Here is a 13,582-nt window from a genome sequence, read left to right as displayed (position 1 = left end):
TCCAGGGCCACCGACATTTCTACGGCGCTCGCCGGCGCTGGGTCGGTGGCGGCGCCGTTGGCCGGCGCTCGGCGGCCGGCGCCTGGCGATGCCCGGCGGTGCTCAGTCGGCGTCGGGGAGGCCGATCGCGAAGGCGTCCTCCAGGTCGTGCTTGGAGTACGCGCGGAAGGCGATGTGCGACTCCGTGTTCAGGACTCCCGGGGTCTTGGAGATCCGGCCCGCGATCACCTCGGCGATCTCGTCGAACCGGGCGACCCGGACGATCGCGATCAGGTCGACGTTGCCGGCCACCGAGTAGACCTCGCTCACGCCGGGCAGCGCGGCGAGCGCCTCGGCGACCTCCGGGATGGAGTCGGTGGCGCACTCGATGTGCACGATCGCGGTGTTCACGCTGGCGTCTCCTCGGCGATGAGGCGGATGAGTGGGACGGGTCGGTTCATGCTATCCACGGCGCGGCCGGCGGTCAGGCGGGGACGGTGAGGTCTTGGCCGGCGCGGACGGCGTCCCGCAGCGACTCGCCTTCGTGCACTGTCGCCCCCGGCCAGATCACGCACCGGTTGACGCTGCCGTGGACCTCGGCGCCGGCACCGATCACGGACTCGGCCGCCCGGCCGGTCAGCGTGGCCGTGGGGTCGGTCAGGCCGGCGGCCGCGTGCAGGTTGGCCTTCAGGTAGTCCGCCGGCGTACCGGTGTCGATGTAGACGCCGTCGTAGGTGACCAGCTCCAGCTCGCCCGCCGCCTCGGCCGGGCGCCACACCGTCCGGACCAGGTCGGACGGCTCGTCGGTGAGGTCGCGCAGGTAGCGCCACGGCACCAGCGAGAAACCGGCGAACCGGTGGCCGCTGAAGCCGCCCGTCGTGCCCGGGGGCAGGGGGCGGGTCAGCATCCGTACGGTCTCGCCGGTCCAGCCCTCCAGCAGCGCCGCGATGTCCTTGCCCGGCTCGCGGTGCGGATCCGCCAGATACGCGTCCGCGTTGCCGATCAGCGCTCCCCGCCCGTCGAGCCACCCCCGCAGGCGGCCGAGGCCGCCGGACGTGCCCAGCGGGCCGTCAAGCTCCACGGACAGGTGCGCGCGGTCGCCGACGTGGGTGACGACCTGCTCGGCGAGATACGCGGCGTTGACGGCCACCTGGGACGGTCCGCTCAGGCCGAGCCCGCCGATCCGGGTCAGCGCCCGGTCCAGCAGGGCGACGTTGCCGACCGGGCACAGCGCCTTGGGCAGCAGCAACGTCAAAGGCCGCAGCCGCTGACCCTCGCCGGCCGCCAGCACCACCGCGGCGACGGCCGGCGTCATGACGGACTGTGGGCCGCGTGCGGGCCCATGCCGTAGACGCCGAGGACGATCGCCGTGTTCGGGGTCAGCCGGGGCAGGTCGTCCAGCGGGAACCAGCCCGCCTCCAGGACCTCACCACCGTCGACCACCAGCGGGGTCGTCGACGCCGGGACCGAACCCATGAAGATCGTGTCGACCCAGCCCTTGGGGTGCACGATCGCGTTGGGCACGGCCGGGACCAGGTCGTCCGGGTCGATGACCACGCCCGACTCCTCGGACAGCTCACGCGCCGCGCCCACCGCCGGCGGCTCCGCCTTCTTGAGCAGGCCGGCCGGCAGGCCCCAGCCGCGGCCGGGCGGCTGCCGCAGCAGCAGCAGCCGGCCGGGCTCCGGCGCCTCCGAGTCGCGGATGATCGTCACGGCGCCGACCAGATATTTCGGCACGATCAGGCGGACGATGCGGCGGCGCACGGGATGCGGCAGCCGGTAGAACGTCTGGTACGCGACGCCACGCAACCGCCGGTGGATGTTCACCCCGCCAGGCTAGCGGCCGGGCGCGATGGGCTCAGTCCGGGTGGTCGACCAGGGCGATGAGCTGCTCGACCACCTGATCGGGCTCGAGGTTGCGCTCGGTGACCGCCACCAGCATGGTCTCCAGGTCGGGATAACCGAGCTCCTCGGCCAGCCGGCGCAGCGGAACCTCGCTGGCCAGCCCCCGGTCGTGCTTGCGCAGGGTCAGCCCGATCGTCGCGCGGCCCAGCCGGACCTTGTCGGCGATGCTGATGCCGGGGCTGTTCTCCTCGGCGAAGTAGCGGTTGATCTGCATCTGCGCCTGGGTCGACTTCACGAAGCCGAGCCATTCCTTGCGGGGCCCGCGCGGCGCTGTGCCCCGCTCCACCTCGACGGGCCCGTCGGTCTCGGTGAAGATCTCCACCACGTCGCCGTCGCGCAGGGGAGAGCTCAGCGGGGCGAGCCGGCCGTTGATCGTCGCGGCCAGCGTCTCGTCGCCCTTGTCGGCACTGAGCTCGTACGCCAGGTCGACGGGGGTCGAGCCGGCCGGCAGGTCGAACGTGTTGCCGTGGGCGAACACCTGGATCTGGCCCTCGGCGAGGTCACAACGCAGCGAGGCGAGGAACTGGCCGGCGTCGGTGGTGTCCTGCTGCCAGTCCAGCACCCGCTTGAGCCAGGTCAGCTGATCGGCGCCCGCGGCCTCGGCCCCCTCGGTCGACTTGGGGTAGCGGTAGCCGGTGGCGACGCCGTACTCGGCGCAGCGGTGCATCGACACCGTGCGGATCAGCACCTCGACCAGGCGGCCCTCGGGACCGGTCACCGTGGTGTGCAGCGAGCGGTAGAGGTTGTTCTTCGGGGAGGCGATGAAGTCCTTGAACCGGCCGGCGACCGGGCGCCACTGGCCGTGGATCGCGCCGAGCGCGGCGTAACAGTCGGTCTCGGGCCCGTCGACGATCACCGCGATGCGGGGCAGGTCCAGCGGGACCGCGTGGCCGCCGGCGACCGTGTCCTTCCAGATCGAGTAGAAGTGCCGGGGGCGGGGCGTCACCTTGGCGTCCACCCGCGAGCGGCGCAGGGCGACCTGGGCCTTGGCCTTGACGTCGTCGAGGTATTCGGCCCAGCCCGGGCGGTTCTTCACGTGCTCCTCGATGCGGGCGTACGACTCCGGCTCGAGGTGGTAGAGCACCACGTCGTCCAGGTCACGCTTGAGGGCCTGGATGCCGAGGCGGTCACACAGCGGGACCAGCACGTCGAGGGTCGCGGTCGCGATCCGGGCCCGGGAGGCGGGGGAGCGGGCGTCGAGGGTACGCATGTTGTGCAGGCGGTCGGCCAGCTTGATGACCAGCACCCGGACGTCCTTGCCGGCGGCCACGATCATCTTGCGGATCGTCTCGGCCTCGGCGACCTTGCCGTAGAACGCCTTGTCGAACTTGGTCACGCCGTCGACCAGGTGGGCCACCTCGGGGCCGAAGTCGCCGTGCAGCGTCTCCAGCGTGTAACTGGTGTCCTCGACCGTGTCGTGCAGCAGCGCGGCGACCAGGGTGGTGGTGTCCATGCCGAGCTCGGCGCAGATCTGCGCGACCGCGAGCGGATGCGTGATGTACGGATCGCCGCTCTTGCGGAACTGGCCCCGGTGCATGTTCTCCGCGACGGCGTAGCTGCGGCGCAGCACGCCCGCGTCAGCGGAGGGGTGGATGTGACGGTGGGTGCGGGTGAGCGTGGTGACCGGGTCGTCGTCGTTGCCCTGGAAGCTGAGGAACGACCGCAGCCGGCGCGACAGGGGGATCTCCGCGGGCGACGGTGACAGGGCACGTCCAAGGGCGGCGCCGTGGCCGGCGTCGACGTCCACTCGGACACCCCCTCACCGATCTATCGCGAAATCCGTCCGTCCGCTCGATCTACCCCGAACGGTACGCACGGATCCCACCGATTTTCACGGCTTCGCGCGCCGTGTTCCTTACAGCCTAAGCGAGCGAGCGTCATCCGAACGGTCAGTTACCGATGAGCGAACGGACGAGTCTCTTCTCGACGCCGCGGCTTCCGCCCTGGTGAGAAGCCTAGTGAAGCGCGCAGCGCCACGCGCCGGTGACACCCAGTCGCCAGAAGTTTCCACCAGCCGGGTGTCGGGCCGTTCCAGCCAGGCCAGGATCCGCTCGGTCTCCTCCGCCGAGGCGGCCGGGACGGGACCCGGTCCTGTCAGGACCGTCTCCGCGGTGGCGCGGGCCATGTCCAGGGTCGGCCGGGGGTGCAGCCGGGGCGGTGAGGTCGCCGCGGCGGCCAGCCGGCCGTGCCGGACCACGATGATCTCCCAGCCGTACGCGTCGTTGCGCCGGGCGGCGACCAGCTCGCTGATGCCGGTGAGCGCGCCGAGGCGTTGCATCCGGACGGTGGCGCGCAACAGCGCCACGAGCCGGGATCTGATCACCGCCGCCTCCTCGTAGCGCTGCCGGTCGGACAGCACCTCGATGCGGGCCAGCAGGGCGTCCACCAGGGGCTGGGGGTCGCCGTAGGTGGCCGTGCGAAAGGGTAGGGCGGCTCTGCGCGCGTACTCCTCCGGGGTGATCTCGTGCTCGCAGGGCGCCGGGCACCGCCCCAGCTCAGCCAGCGCGCAGGCGGGCGTGCGGGTCTTGACCGAGAGCTTGTGGGTGCACTGGCGCAGCGGCACGGCGTCATAGACACCCGCCGCGGCCAGCTCGGCCGTGCGGCGCGAGGAGAACGGGCCGAGATACGCGGCGCCGTCCTCGGCCAGCGACCGGACCACCGACAGGCGGGGGTACGCCTCGGCGGTCAGCTTGAGCCAGACGACCCGCTCCGGATACTTCGACCTGCGGTTGTACGGCGGCGCGTGGGCCGCGATGAGCCGCAGCTCGCGCACCTCCGCCTCCAGCGAGTGGGCGCACTCCACCGCCTCGACCCGGACGGCGGCGCCGATCATCTCGGACATCCGGGCCCGCTTCTCGCTGGCGGTGAAGTAGCTGCGCACCCGGGTCGCGATGTCGACCGACGTGCCGACGTAGAGCGGCCGCTCGTCGGCGGCGCGGAAGACGTAGACACCCGGGGCGTGCGGCAGGCCGTCGGCGAGGTGCCGCTGGCGCCGCTGGGTCGGGGTGACCGCTTTGGCGAACTCGATGGCGTCGCCCAGCGTGTGCACCTTGTAGCTGCCCAGCCGCTCGATCAGCCCGTGCAGCACGTCGACCGTGGCCCGGGCGTCGTCCAGGGCCCGGTGGGTGGGCTGGACGGCGGCCCGGAAGAACTGGGCCAGGGTGCCGAGCTTGCGGTTGGGCACCTCGTCCTTGGTCAGCGCCCGGCGGGCCAGCGCGGCGGTGTCGAGCACCCGCAGCTGCGGCCAGGGATGGCCGTGCCGGGCGCAGGCGGCCTTGAGGAAACCGACGTCGTACGGCGCGTTGTGCGCGACCAGGACGGCCCCGCGCAGGAACTCCAGCAGGCTCGGCAGCACCGCCTCGATCGGCGGCGCCGGGGCCAGCATGGCCTCGGTGATGCCGGTCAGCACGGTGATGAACGGCGGGATGCGCTCACCCGGGTTGACCAGGGTGCCGAGCACCCCCAGCTCCTCGCCGGCGCGCACCTTGACCGCGCCGATCTCGGTGATGCCGCCACCGTCCGGCGCCCCGCCGGTCGTCTCCAGGTCGAGCACGACGAAAGTCGTGTCCCGCAGGGACAGCGCCGCCGGATCGACGGAGCCGTCGGCGCTCAGGAGGGTGTCCAGAGTGCCCTGCACGTATGCCGGTTGTGCCACGACGGGCAATTTAGAGAGGGGGTATGACAAACTCCGGCCCGCGGCGGGAAAACATCACTTGCTTCCGCAAGCTTTTCCGCTGCCCACGGTGGGAGAATAGAGAAATGTCCGCGCCGCCGCCGTTCGACGACCGCCCCATGGAGGAGGCGGCTCGTGCGACGGACGGTGCCTTGGATTCGGCCGGTGACGACGGCGCCGGGCATACCTCCGGCGTGGCCGCGGGCCGGGCGGATGCGTTTCCGGCCCCTGGACAGGGCATTGCCCCTTCCATGGACCTGGACCCGGCCGCCAATTCGGGCGCTGACGCGCCCGGCGATTTGAGCGCTGGCCTGGCCGGCGACTTGGGCGCTGGCCCGGCCGGCGACTTGGGCGCTGACCCTGGGGCGGCCCTGGGCGACGTCGAGCGCGACCTGGGCGCGATCGGGGGGCGCGAGGCGGTCGCCGGATGTGACGCCGACCTCCATCCCGCCGACGAGCCGGACACCGACGAGCCCCACACCGACGAGCCCCACACCGACGAGCCGGACACCGACGAGGACCATGGGCCCGAGCCCACCCTGCCCGAGGCCGTCCGCCAGCGGATCACCGTGCTCGCCGCGGCCGCGCTGACCGGCCTGCCGGCCGACGAGACCCCCGTGCCGTTGCGCCGGGTGGCCAAATTCGCCCCCAACCGCCGGGCCCGGCTCGGCGGCCCGGCCATCGCGGCCCAGCTCGCCTCCGACCCGCTGTTCCGGCAGCGGATCAGCGGCCGCATCGTCACCGACGCCGGTGACCTGGGCGCCGCCGTGGCCGGTGGGACGGCTCCCGCCGCGGCCGACCCGGTCGAGGTGGCCGCGCTGGCCTATCTGGCCCGGCCGGAGGGCTGGCGCGGGCTGATCGAGGCGGCCGGTGAGTCGGTCCGCGCCGAGGCCGACGTCGCCGCGATCGCCGGCCAGATCCGCGACGCCGAGCTGCGGGCCGCCCGCGCCGAGCACGACCGGGCGGTCGCCAAGGTCGAGGCCGACAAGCTGCGCGACGAGCTGGCCCGGGTCCGCGAGGAGCTCGGGCAGCTGCGCGAGGAGGCCCGCTCCACCTCGCGCGCGCTGCGCGAGACGCAGGCGGCCCAGAAGCGGGCCGCCGACCTGCTGGCCACCGAGAAGGGCCGGCAGGCCAAGGTCACGGCCGATCACGAGGCCGAGGTACGGCGGCTGAAGACCCGTCTCGCCGAGGCGGAGGCGGCGGCCGCCTCCGGCAAGCAGAGCGCCAAGGACGCCCGGGCGGCCGACGAGACCCGCCTCTGGCTCCTGCTGGAGACGATCGGGCAGGCCGCGTCCGGGTTGCGGCGCGAGCTGGCGCTGGGCCCGACCGACAAGCTGCCGGCCGACTTCGTGGCGGACACCGCGGCGGACCGGCCCGGCGCGCTCGAACGGTCGCGCCCGCGGGCCCAGGACACCGACGACCCGGGCCGCCTGGACCAGCTCCTGGCGCTGCCGCGGGCGCACCTGATCGTGGACGGTTACAACGTCACCAAGCGCGGCTTCGCCGAGATGTCGCTCGAGCAGCAGCGCAAACGCCTGATCACCGGGCTGGGCGGGATCGCCGCGCAGACCGGCGACGAGGTCACCGTGGTCTTCGACGGGGCCGAGCGGGTGCACGGCCTGCCGCCCGCCCCGCGCGGCGTACGCGTGCTCTTCTCGCACAAGGGCGACACCGCCGACGAGCTCATCCGCCAGCTCGTGCGGGCCGAGCCGGCCGGCCGCCCGCTGGTCGTGATCTCGTCCGACCGCGAGGTGGCCGACGGGGTACGCCGGCACGGCGCGTACCCGATGGGAGCCGACTCACTGCTGCGCCGGCTCGCCCGCTCCTGATTTTTGTCATACCCCCTCCATAGCGTGACTGTCACCGATGGTGGTCGGTCCGCGACAGCTCCTCTTCCCCCTGCGCGGGCCGCACCCCCCACGATGCGGAGGAAATGATGATCATCGACTGCGGGCGCTGCGCCGAGCGGACCGATGAATGCAACGGATGCCTGGTCAGCACGTTGTACGACACCCCCGACGGCATCGCCGACCTGACTCCCGGTGAGCTGCGGGCGATCGAGACGTTCGAGCTGGCCGGCTTCGAGGTGGAGCTGCTGGAGACGCCGGACCCGCCGGTCTCCGTGCCGCTCTACCCGCGCCGCCGCCACGTGGCGTGATCACCATCTCTAGGATGGCTCGATGACTCCCCGGCTCTGGGCGGCGTGCGCGCTCGGTGTGCTCGTCGTGGCGCTGATCGTGTACGCGGCGACAGTGGTCCCGTGGCACCGGCCGCCGGCGCCCCGGGCCGACCAGCTCGAAGCCCTGCGCGGCCTGCCCGGCGACCAGGTGGAGCGGGCCCGCGCCTTCCACTCCGACCTGCGTCCGGGCTCGTACGGCGCCATGGTGGTCAGCCTCGTCGCGGCCCTGGTGCTCGGCCTCACCCCGCTGGGCGCGCGGCTGGTGTCCCTGGTCGGACGTCCGTTCGGCGACCACTGGATCGCCCAGGCCGTCCTCGGTGGCCTCGTGATCGTGCTGGTCGTCGAGGTGCTCACGCTGCCGTTCGCGGCCTGGCGGCACACCGTCGTGGTGCGCTACGGCATCTCCACCCAGACCTGGGGCCCGTGGGCGGTCGACCTGGCCAAGTCCTATGCGGTCGGCGCGGTCATCGGCGGGCTGGCCCTGCTCGGCTTCTTCACCGTGACCCGGCTCGCCCCGCGCTGGTGGTGGGCGTTCGGGGCCGCCGGGGCCGCGGCGCTGGTGGTGCTGCTGTCGTTCGTGCTGCCGGTGGTCGTCGAGCCGATCTTCAACAAGTTCACCCCGATGGCCCAGGGACCGCTGCGCACCGAGCTGATGAGCCTCGCCGCCCGCGACGGCGTGCCGGTGCGGGACGTCCTGGTCGCCGACGCCTCCCGCCGCACCCGGGCCGTGAACGCGTACGTGTCCGGCTTCGGGCCGACCCGGCGGATCGTCGTCTACGACACGATGCTGACCGAGGCCACGCCCGCGGAGGTGGTCTCGGTCACCGCGCACGAGCTGGGTCACGCCGCGCGCGGTGATGTGGTGACCGGCACGATCATCGGCGCGCTGGGCGCGGCCGCCGCGGTGATCGCGCTCTACCTGCTCGGCTCGCTGGGCTGGCTGCTGCGGCTGGCCGGCACGGAGTCGATGGGCGAGCCGCGGACGATCGCGCTGCTGCTGGCCCTGGTGAGCGTGGCCGGGCTGATCGGCGGGCCGGCCCAGGCGCTGGTCTCGCGGCGCATCGAGGCCCGGGCCGACGCGCACGCCCTGGAGCTGACCGGCGACGCGGCGACGTTCGAGGCGATGCAACGCCGGCTCGGCTCCGTGAACCTCTCCGACCCCGACCCGCCGACCTGGGAGCACGTCATGTTCGCCTCGCACCCGTCCACCGTGGAGCGGGTGGCCGCGGCCCGCGCGTACGCCCGAGGGGAACGCTGATGGGCCGCACCCTGCTGGTCACCAACGACTTCCCGCCGCGTCCCGGTGGCATCCAGCAGTTCGTGCACAACCTCGCCGTCCGCCAGCCGGCCGGCTCGGTGGTGGCCTATGCGTCCACCTGGAAGGGCGCGGCGGAGTTCGACGCCGAGCAGCCGTTCGAGGTCGTCCGGGAGGACACCGGGGTGCTGCTGCCGACCCCGGCGGTCGCCCGGCGGGCCGCCGAGATCGCCCGGTCGCACGGCTGCGACAGCGTCTGGTTCGGCGCGGGGGCACCGCTGGGCCTGCTCGCGGACGGGCTGCGGCGGCGTGCGGGCATCGAGCGGGCGGTGTCCCTGACCCACGGCCACGAGATCGGCTGGGCCGCCCTGCCCGGGGCCCGCCAGCTGCTGCGCCGCATCGCCCGTGGCAACGACGTGATCACCTATCTGACCGAGTTCCAGCGGGTGCGGCTGGACCGGGCGCTGCACGGGCTGACCGCGCTGGAACGGTTGACGCCAGGGGTGGACGTGGACGCGTACCACCCGGGGGTGGACGGCTCGCAGGTGCGCGCCCGGCACGGGCTCGGCGACCGCCCGGTGATCGTCTGCGTGTCCCGGCTGGTGCCGCGCAAGGGTCAGGACATGCTGATCCGCGCACTGCCGACGATCCGCCGCCGGATCCCGGGTGCGGCCCTGCTGATCGTGAGCGGCGGTCCGTACCGGGAGAAGCTGCAGGCGCTGGCCCGGGCCGAGGGTGTCGAGCCGGACGTGGTGTTCACCGGCTCGGTCCGCTGGGAGGAGCTGCCGGCCCACTACGCGGCCGGTGACGTGTTCGCGATGCCGTGCCGCACGAGAGGCGCGGGGCTTGACGTGGAGGGTCTCGGCATCGTCTACCTCGAGGCCTCGGCGACAGGTCTGCCCGTGCTGGCCGGTGACTCCGGGGGAGCGCCGGACGCGGTCCGGGAGGGCGAGACGGGTTACGTGGTAGGTGGCAGTGACGTGCCGGCGATCGCGGGGCGGCTGGCGGAGCTGTTGGCCGATCCGGCGCGGGCGCGGGCGATGGGCGCGGCCGGGCGGGCGTGGGTCGAGAAGGAATGGCGGTGGGAGACGAAGGCGGCGCAGCTGACCGAGCTGTTGGCACCGTGAATGAGTCCTCACTCCTGGCATATGAATGGACACGCTGTGTTGAAGAGGCGTAGGAACGGCTAAGAGCCCTCGGGACGGGAGCCGTCGATGCAGGACGCCATCCAGCAGCAGGACCCACCGACTCCGACTCCTGCTCCGTCGCCTGAGGCGGCCGGCCCGGGTGCCGGGCGGGTGCCGGACGTCGGGCTGGATTCCGGTGGGGACGGCGAGTGGTCCGACGACGCGGAGCTGGCGGTGCCGTACTGGCTGACCAGCACCGAGGAGGCCGCCAACACCACGTTCCTGCGGATGCTGCGGCGGTTGCCCCGGCTGCTGCGATCGGCCTGGTCGCTGGCCTGGCAGGCGAGCCGGCGGACCACCGTCGCCGTGCTCACGTTCCAGCTCGCCGCGGGAGTGGCCAGTGCGGTCGGGCTCATCAGCGTGGTCGGTGTCTTCGACGGGCTGCTGCGGGAGGGACCGACGCCGGAACGCGTGCGGGCCGCCGTACCCTCGTTGCTTCTGCTCGTCGGCTCCGCGGCCGTGCGCAGTGTGCTGACGTCGGCCGGGGCGGCGGCCAACGGCCGGCTGTCCCCGAAGGTCTCGCAGGCCGCCCAGATGCGGCTGCTGGACCTGACCACGCGCGTCGACCTGTCCACCTTCGACGACCCGGGCTGGCGCGACGCCATGGAACGGGCCCGCGACCGGGGCATCGACGCCGCCCAGTATCTCGTCGACCGGGCCATCGAGCTCGGCACCAACCTGATCGGCCTGGCCGCCGCGGCCGGGGTGCTGGCGGTGCTGCACCCGGTCCTGCTGCCGCTGCTCGTGCTCGCGGTGCTGCCGATCGGGTGGGCCGCCGTGCGCTCCGCCCGGCTGCGCTACCGGCGGATGCTGCGGCTCATCGCCGTCTGGCGGCGCCAGCGGATGCTCGCCGAACTGCTCGCCGCCCGCGAGCCCGCGCCCGAACTGCGCGCGTTCACCGTGCGGGAGTACCTGCTGGCCGAGGTGCGGCGGCTGCTCGCCGTCTCCACCAACGAGGAGATCCGGATCACCACCCGGCAGATCCGCACCAACCTGGCCGGCACCGCGCTGAGCAGCGTCGCCACCGGACTCACCTACGCCACGTTGCTGTGGCTGCTCTGGACCGGCCGGATGGAACTCGCCGTGGGTGGCGCTGCCGCGTACGCGATCAGCATGGGGATCGGCAAGCTCACCGAACTCGCCCACAGCGCCAACCGGGTCTTCGAACAGGGCCTCTACTTCGCCGACTTCCAGGGATTCTGCGACCTGTCCCTGAGCCGTACCGAAGCCGGCACGGGCGCCGCGGTACCGGCGCTGGCCCGGGAGATCCGGCTCGACCAGGTCACGTTCAGCTATCCCGACGCCGAACGTCCGGCGGTCCGCGACGTCAGCATGACCCTGCGCCGCGGCGAGATCATCGCGCTGGTCGGCGAGAACGGCTCCGGCAAATCGACCCTGGCCAGTCTGCTCGCGGGCCTGTTCCAGCCGCAGAGCGGCAGCATCAGCTGGGACGGCGTCGACCTCACCCGCTACGACCCGGAGACCGTCCGCGGCCAGGTCGCGGTCGTGATGCAGGAACCGACCCGATGGCCGCTCTCCGCGCGGGCCAACATCACCATCGGACGGTACGACCACAGCGTCGAACCCGAACGCGTGCTCGGCGCGGCCCGGGCCGGCGACGCCCACGAATTCGTGATGGAACTCGCCCGCCAGTACGACACGCTGCTGTCCCGGCACTTCACCGACGGCGCTGACCTCTCCGGCGGACAGTGGCAGCGGCTGGCGGTGAGCCGGGCGTTCTACCGCGACGCCCCGCTGCTGATCTGCGACGAACCGACCGCGAACCTCGACGCCCGGGCCGAGCACGACGTGTACCAGCGGCTCCGGGAACTGGCCGCGGGCCGTACCGTCGTGCTGATCACCCACCGGATGGCCAGCGTGCGCGAAGCGGACCGGATCTTCGTGCTGGACCACGGCGCGGTGGTCGAAGAGGGCGACCACGCGACGCTGATGGCGGCCGAGGGGATCTACGCGCAGCTGTTCTCGTTGCAGGCGAGCGCGTACCAGCCGGCGTCGTAGGTCACATCGCGGCGGCGTGCGGGGCGTGCCAGAGTTGGCTGGTGGACACCACCGGGCTGATGGTTGTTGCGACGGTGCTCGTGCTGGGCACGGTGGCCGGGTTGTGGCGGCGGCGGACCGATGGGCGGTTCGTCGCGGGCTCACCCGCCTCGGTCGGGGCAGCCGGTGGGGGATCGGCCTCGGCCGCGCCGGGGCCGGCTGCTGAACGGTCGGTGGAAGGCGGGACGGTGGGCAACGTCATCGGCTCGACCGGTCTCTCGGCTGAGCGCGACGCCGGTTCGGGCGGGGATGCGAGTGCGGCCGGTCAGCGGCTCGATCCTGCCCTGCTGGCGCAGCTGGGGGTCCAGCCCGCGCAGGCCACGCTGCTGCAGTTCTCGTCCGCGTTCTGCGCGCCGTGCCGGGCTGTCCGGCGGGTGAGCGGTGAGGTCGCCGCCCTGCTCCCCGGGGTGCGGCACGTCGAGGTGGACGCCGAGAGCCACCTGGACGCGGTCCGCGCGCTGGGCATCTGGCGTACCCCCACGCTGCTGGTCCTGGACGCCGAGGGCCGGGTCGCCAAGCGCGCCACCGGCGTACCGGGAAAGGCCCAGCTCATCGCCGTGCTCGGCGACCTGTTGCCAGCCGCCTGACCTGGGAATCTGCACCTCCACGGCGGTGATGGGACTCACCAGGACGACGGCCGCCGGCCGTGTCAGGCTCACCGCATGCAGCTTGACCCGCGTGGGCCACGGTTCGCCGCGGCGTTGACCACCCTCGTTCTCGTCGTCGTCCTGGCCACCGGGTGGGGCTGGCTCGCGCTGGCCCAGACCGCCGTCTTCGCGATCACCGCCGCCGACCCTCGCCGCGGGCCGTACGCCCTGCTCTACCGCTTCCTCGTCGCGCCCCGGCTCGGGCCGGCGACCGAGCGGGAGGACGCCGCGCCGGTGCGGTTCGCGCAGCTGGTCGGTTTCGCCTTCCTGGCCGTCGCCTCGGTCGGCTACCTGTCCGGTGCTGCGGCTGTCGGCCTGGTCTTCGCGGGGTTGGGCCTCCTGGCGGCCTTCCTGAATGCGGCTTTCGGCCTCTGCCTCGGATGCGAGGCCTACCTCGCCGCCCGCCGGCTGACCGCCCGCCGCGCCTGACGCTCGGCTCGGCCGCGCCTGACGCTCCGCTCAGCCGCGTCGTCGCCACGGCTTGTCGGCCGTTGCCTGCCGAGCCGCCATCGGCCTCGCGCGCTCATCGCCCGTCGCCGGTTGCACCTACGGCCCAGTGCGCGCTCACGTGAGGTGGTGGAGATCGAGCGGCTGGGGTGCCGAGGGCGTCGGGCGATTGAGTAGACATTTCGCCCACCCGGGTGGCCTTGCCCTAGCTCGACAGGGCTGAAAATAAGTAGCGCCCGGAAACGCCCAAGA

The 13,582-nt window shown here is 73.0% G+C and carries 12 protein-coding genes; 7 read left to right on the top strand and 5 right to left on the bottom strand.

Annotation, left to right across the window (positions count from 1 at the left end):
- Positions 1 to 102: 102 nt before the first annotated feature.
- The 5 genes from AB0C12_RS15450 to AB0C12_RS15430 form a co-directional block, all read right to left on the bottom strand.
- The gene (locus tag AB0C12_RS15450) at positions 103 to 390 is read right to left on the bottom strand and encodes an Lrp/AsnC ligand binding domain-containing protein (protein ID WP_212990335.1); all 288 of its coding nucleotides are present in this window, start codon (positions 388 to 390) and stop codon (positions 103 to 105) included.
- 73 nt (positions 391 to 463) lie between these two features.
- The gene (locus AB0C12_RS15445; protein ID WP_360548201.1) at positions 464 to 1,294 is read right to left on the bottom strand and encodes a sugar phosphate nucleotidyltransferase; all 831 of its coding nucleotides are present in this window, start codon (positions 1,292 to 1,294) and stop codon (positions 464 to 466) included.
- On the bottom strand, positions 1,291 to 1,806 hold the full coding sequence (locus tag AB0C12_RS15440; protein WP_360548199.1) for an NUDIX domain-containing protein: 516 nt from the start codon (positions 1,804 to 1,806) through the stop codon (positions 1,291 to 1,293). The genes AB0C12_RS15445 and AB0C12_RS15440 overlap by 4 nt, the downstream gene beginning before the upstream one ends.
- Before the next feature lie 31 nt (positions 1,807 to 1,837).
- On the bottom strand, positions 1,838 to 3,631 hold the full coding sequence (locus tag AB0C12_RS15435) for an HD domain-containing protein (RefSeq protein WP_360548197.1): 1,794 nt from the start codon (positions 3,629 to 3,631) through the stop codon (positions 1,838 to 1,840).
- Between the two features lie 108 nt (positions 3,632 to 3,739).
- Positions 3,740 to 5,539 carry a DEDD exonuclease domain-containing protein gene (locus tag AB0C12_RS15430; RefSeq protein WP_360548195.1) on the bottom strand — a complete coding sequence of 600 codons (1,800 nt, stop codon included), beginning with the start codon at positions 5,537 to 5,539 and terminating at the stop codon, positions 3,740 to 3,742.
- Between the two features lie 269 nt (positions 5,540 to 5,808).
- Here AB0C12_RS15430 and AB0C12_RS15425 point away from each other — a divergent pair, with 269 nt between their 5' ends.
- From AB0C12_RS15425 to AB0C12_RS15395, 7 genes are all read left to right on the top strand, one after another.
- Positions 5,809 to 7,386 carry an NYN domain-containing protein gene (locus AB0C12_RS15425; protein ID WP_360548193.1) on the top strand — a complete coding sequence of 526 codons (1,578 nt, stop codon included), beginning with the start codon at positions 5,809 to 5,811 and terminating at the stop codon, positions 7,384 to 7,386.
- A gap of 107 nt (positions 7,387 to 7,493) precedes the next feature.
- Positions 7,494 to 7,715: a hypothetical protein gene (locus tag AB0C12_RS15420; RefSeq protein ID WP_360549028.1), complete on the top strand. Its 222-nt coding sequence runs from the start codon at positions 7,494 to 7,496 to the stop codon at positions 7,713 to 7,715.
- Positions 7,716 to 7,737: 22 nt separating this feature from the next.
- Positions 7,738 to 8,994 carry a M48 family metallopeptidase gene (locus AB0C12_RS15415; protein WP_360548191.1) on the top strand — a complete coding sequence of 419 codons (1,257 nt, stop codon included), beginning with the start codon at positions 7,738 to 7,740 and terminating at the stop codon, positions 8,992 to 8,994.
- Positions 8,994 to 10,118, top strand: coding sequence for a glycosyltransferase family 4 protein (locus AB0C12_RS15410; RefSeq protein WP_360548189.1), 1,125 nt, complete (start codon positions 8,994 to 8,996; stop codon positions 10,116 to 10,118). The genes AB0C12_RS15415 and AB0C12_RS15410 overlap by 1 nt, the downstream gene beginning before the upstream one ends.
- Before the next feature lie 87 nt (positions 10,119 to 10,205).
- Positions 10,206 to 12,197 (top strand): ATP-binding cassette domain-containing protein, encoded by a 1,992-nt coding sequence (locus AB0C12_RS15405; RefSeq protein WP_360548187.1) that lies wholly within the window; start codon positions 10,206 to 10,208, stop codon positions 12,195 to 12,197.
- A gap of 41 nt (positions 12,198 to 12,238) precedes the next feature.
- Positions 12,239 to 12,823 (top strand): thioredoxin family protein, encoded by a 585-nt coding sequence (locus tag AB0C12_RS15400; protein WP_360548185.1) that lies wholly within the window; start codon positions 12,239 to 12,241, stop codon positions 12,821 to 12,823.
- Between the two features lie 75 nt (positions 12,824 to 12,898).
- Entirely contained in the window at positions 12,899 to 13,312 is a 414-nt protein-coding gene (locus tag AB0C12_RS15395) for a DUF4395 domain-containing protein (RefSeq protein WP_360548183.1), read from the top strand.
- Positions 13,313 to 13,582: the final 270 nt, after the last annotated feature.

It is taken from the genome of Actinoplanes sp. NPDC048967 (genome assembly GCF_040649415.1).
Classification (GTDB): domain Bacteria; phylum Actinomycetota; class Actinomycetes; order Mycobacteriales; family Micromonosporaceae; genus Actinoplanes.
This window is presented reverse-complemented; position numbering and strand designations above follow the sequence as displayed.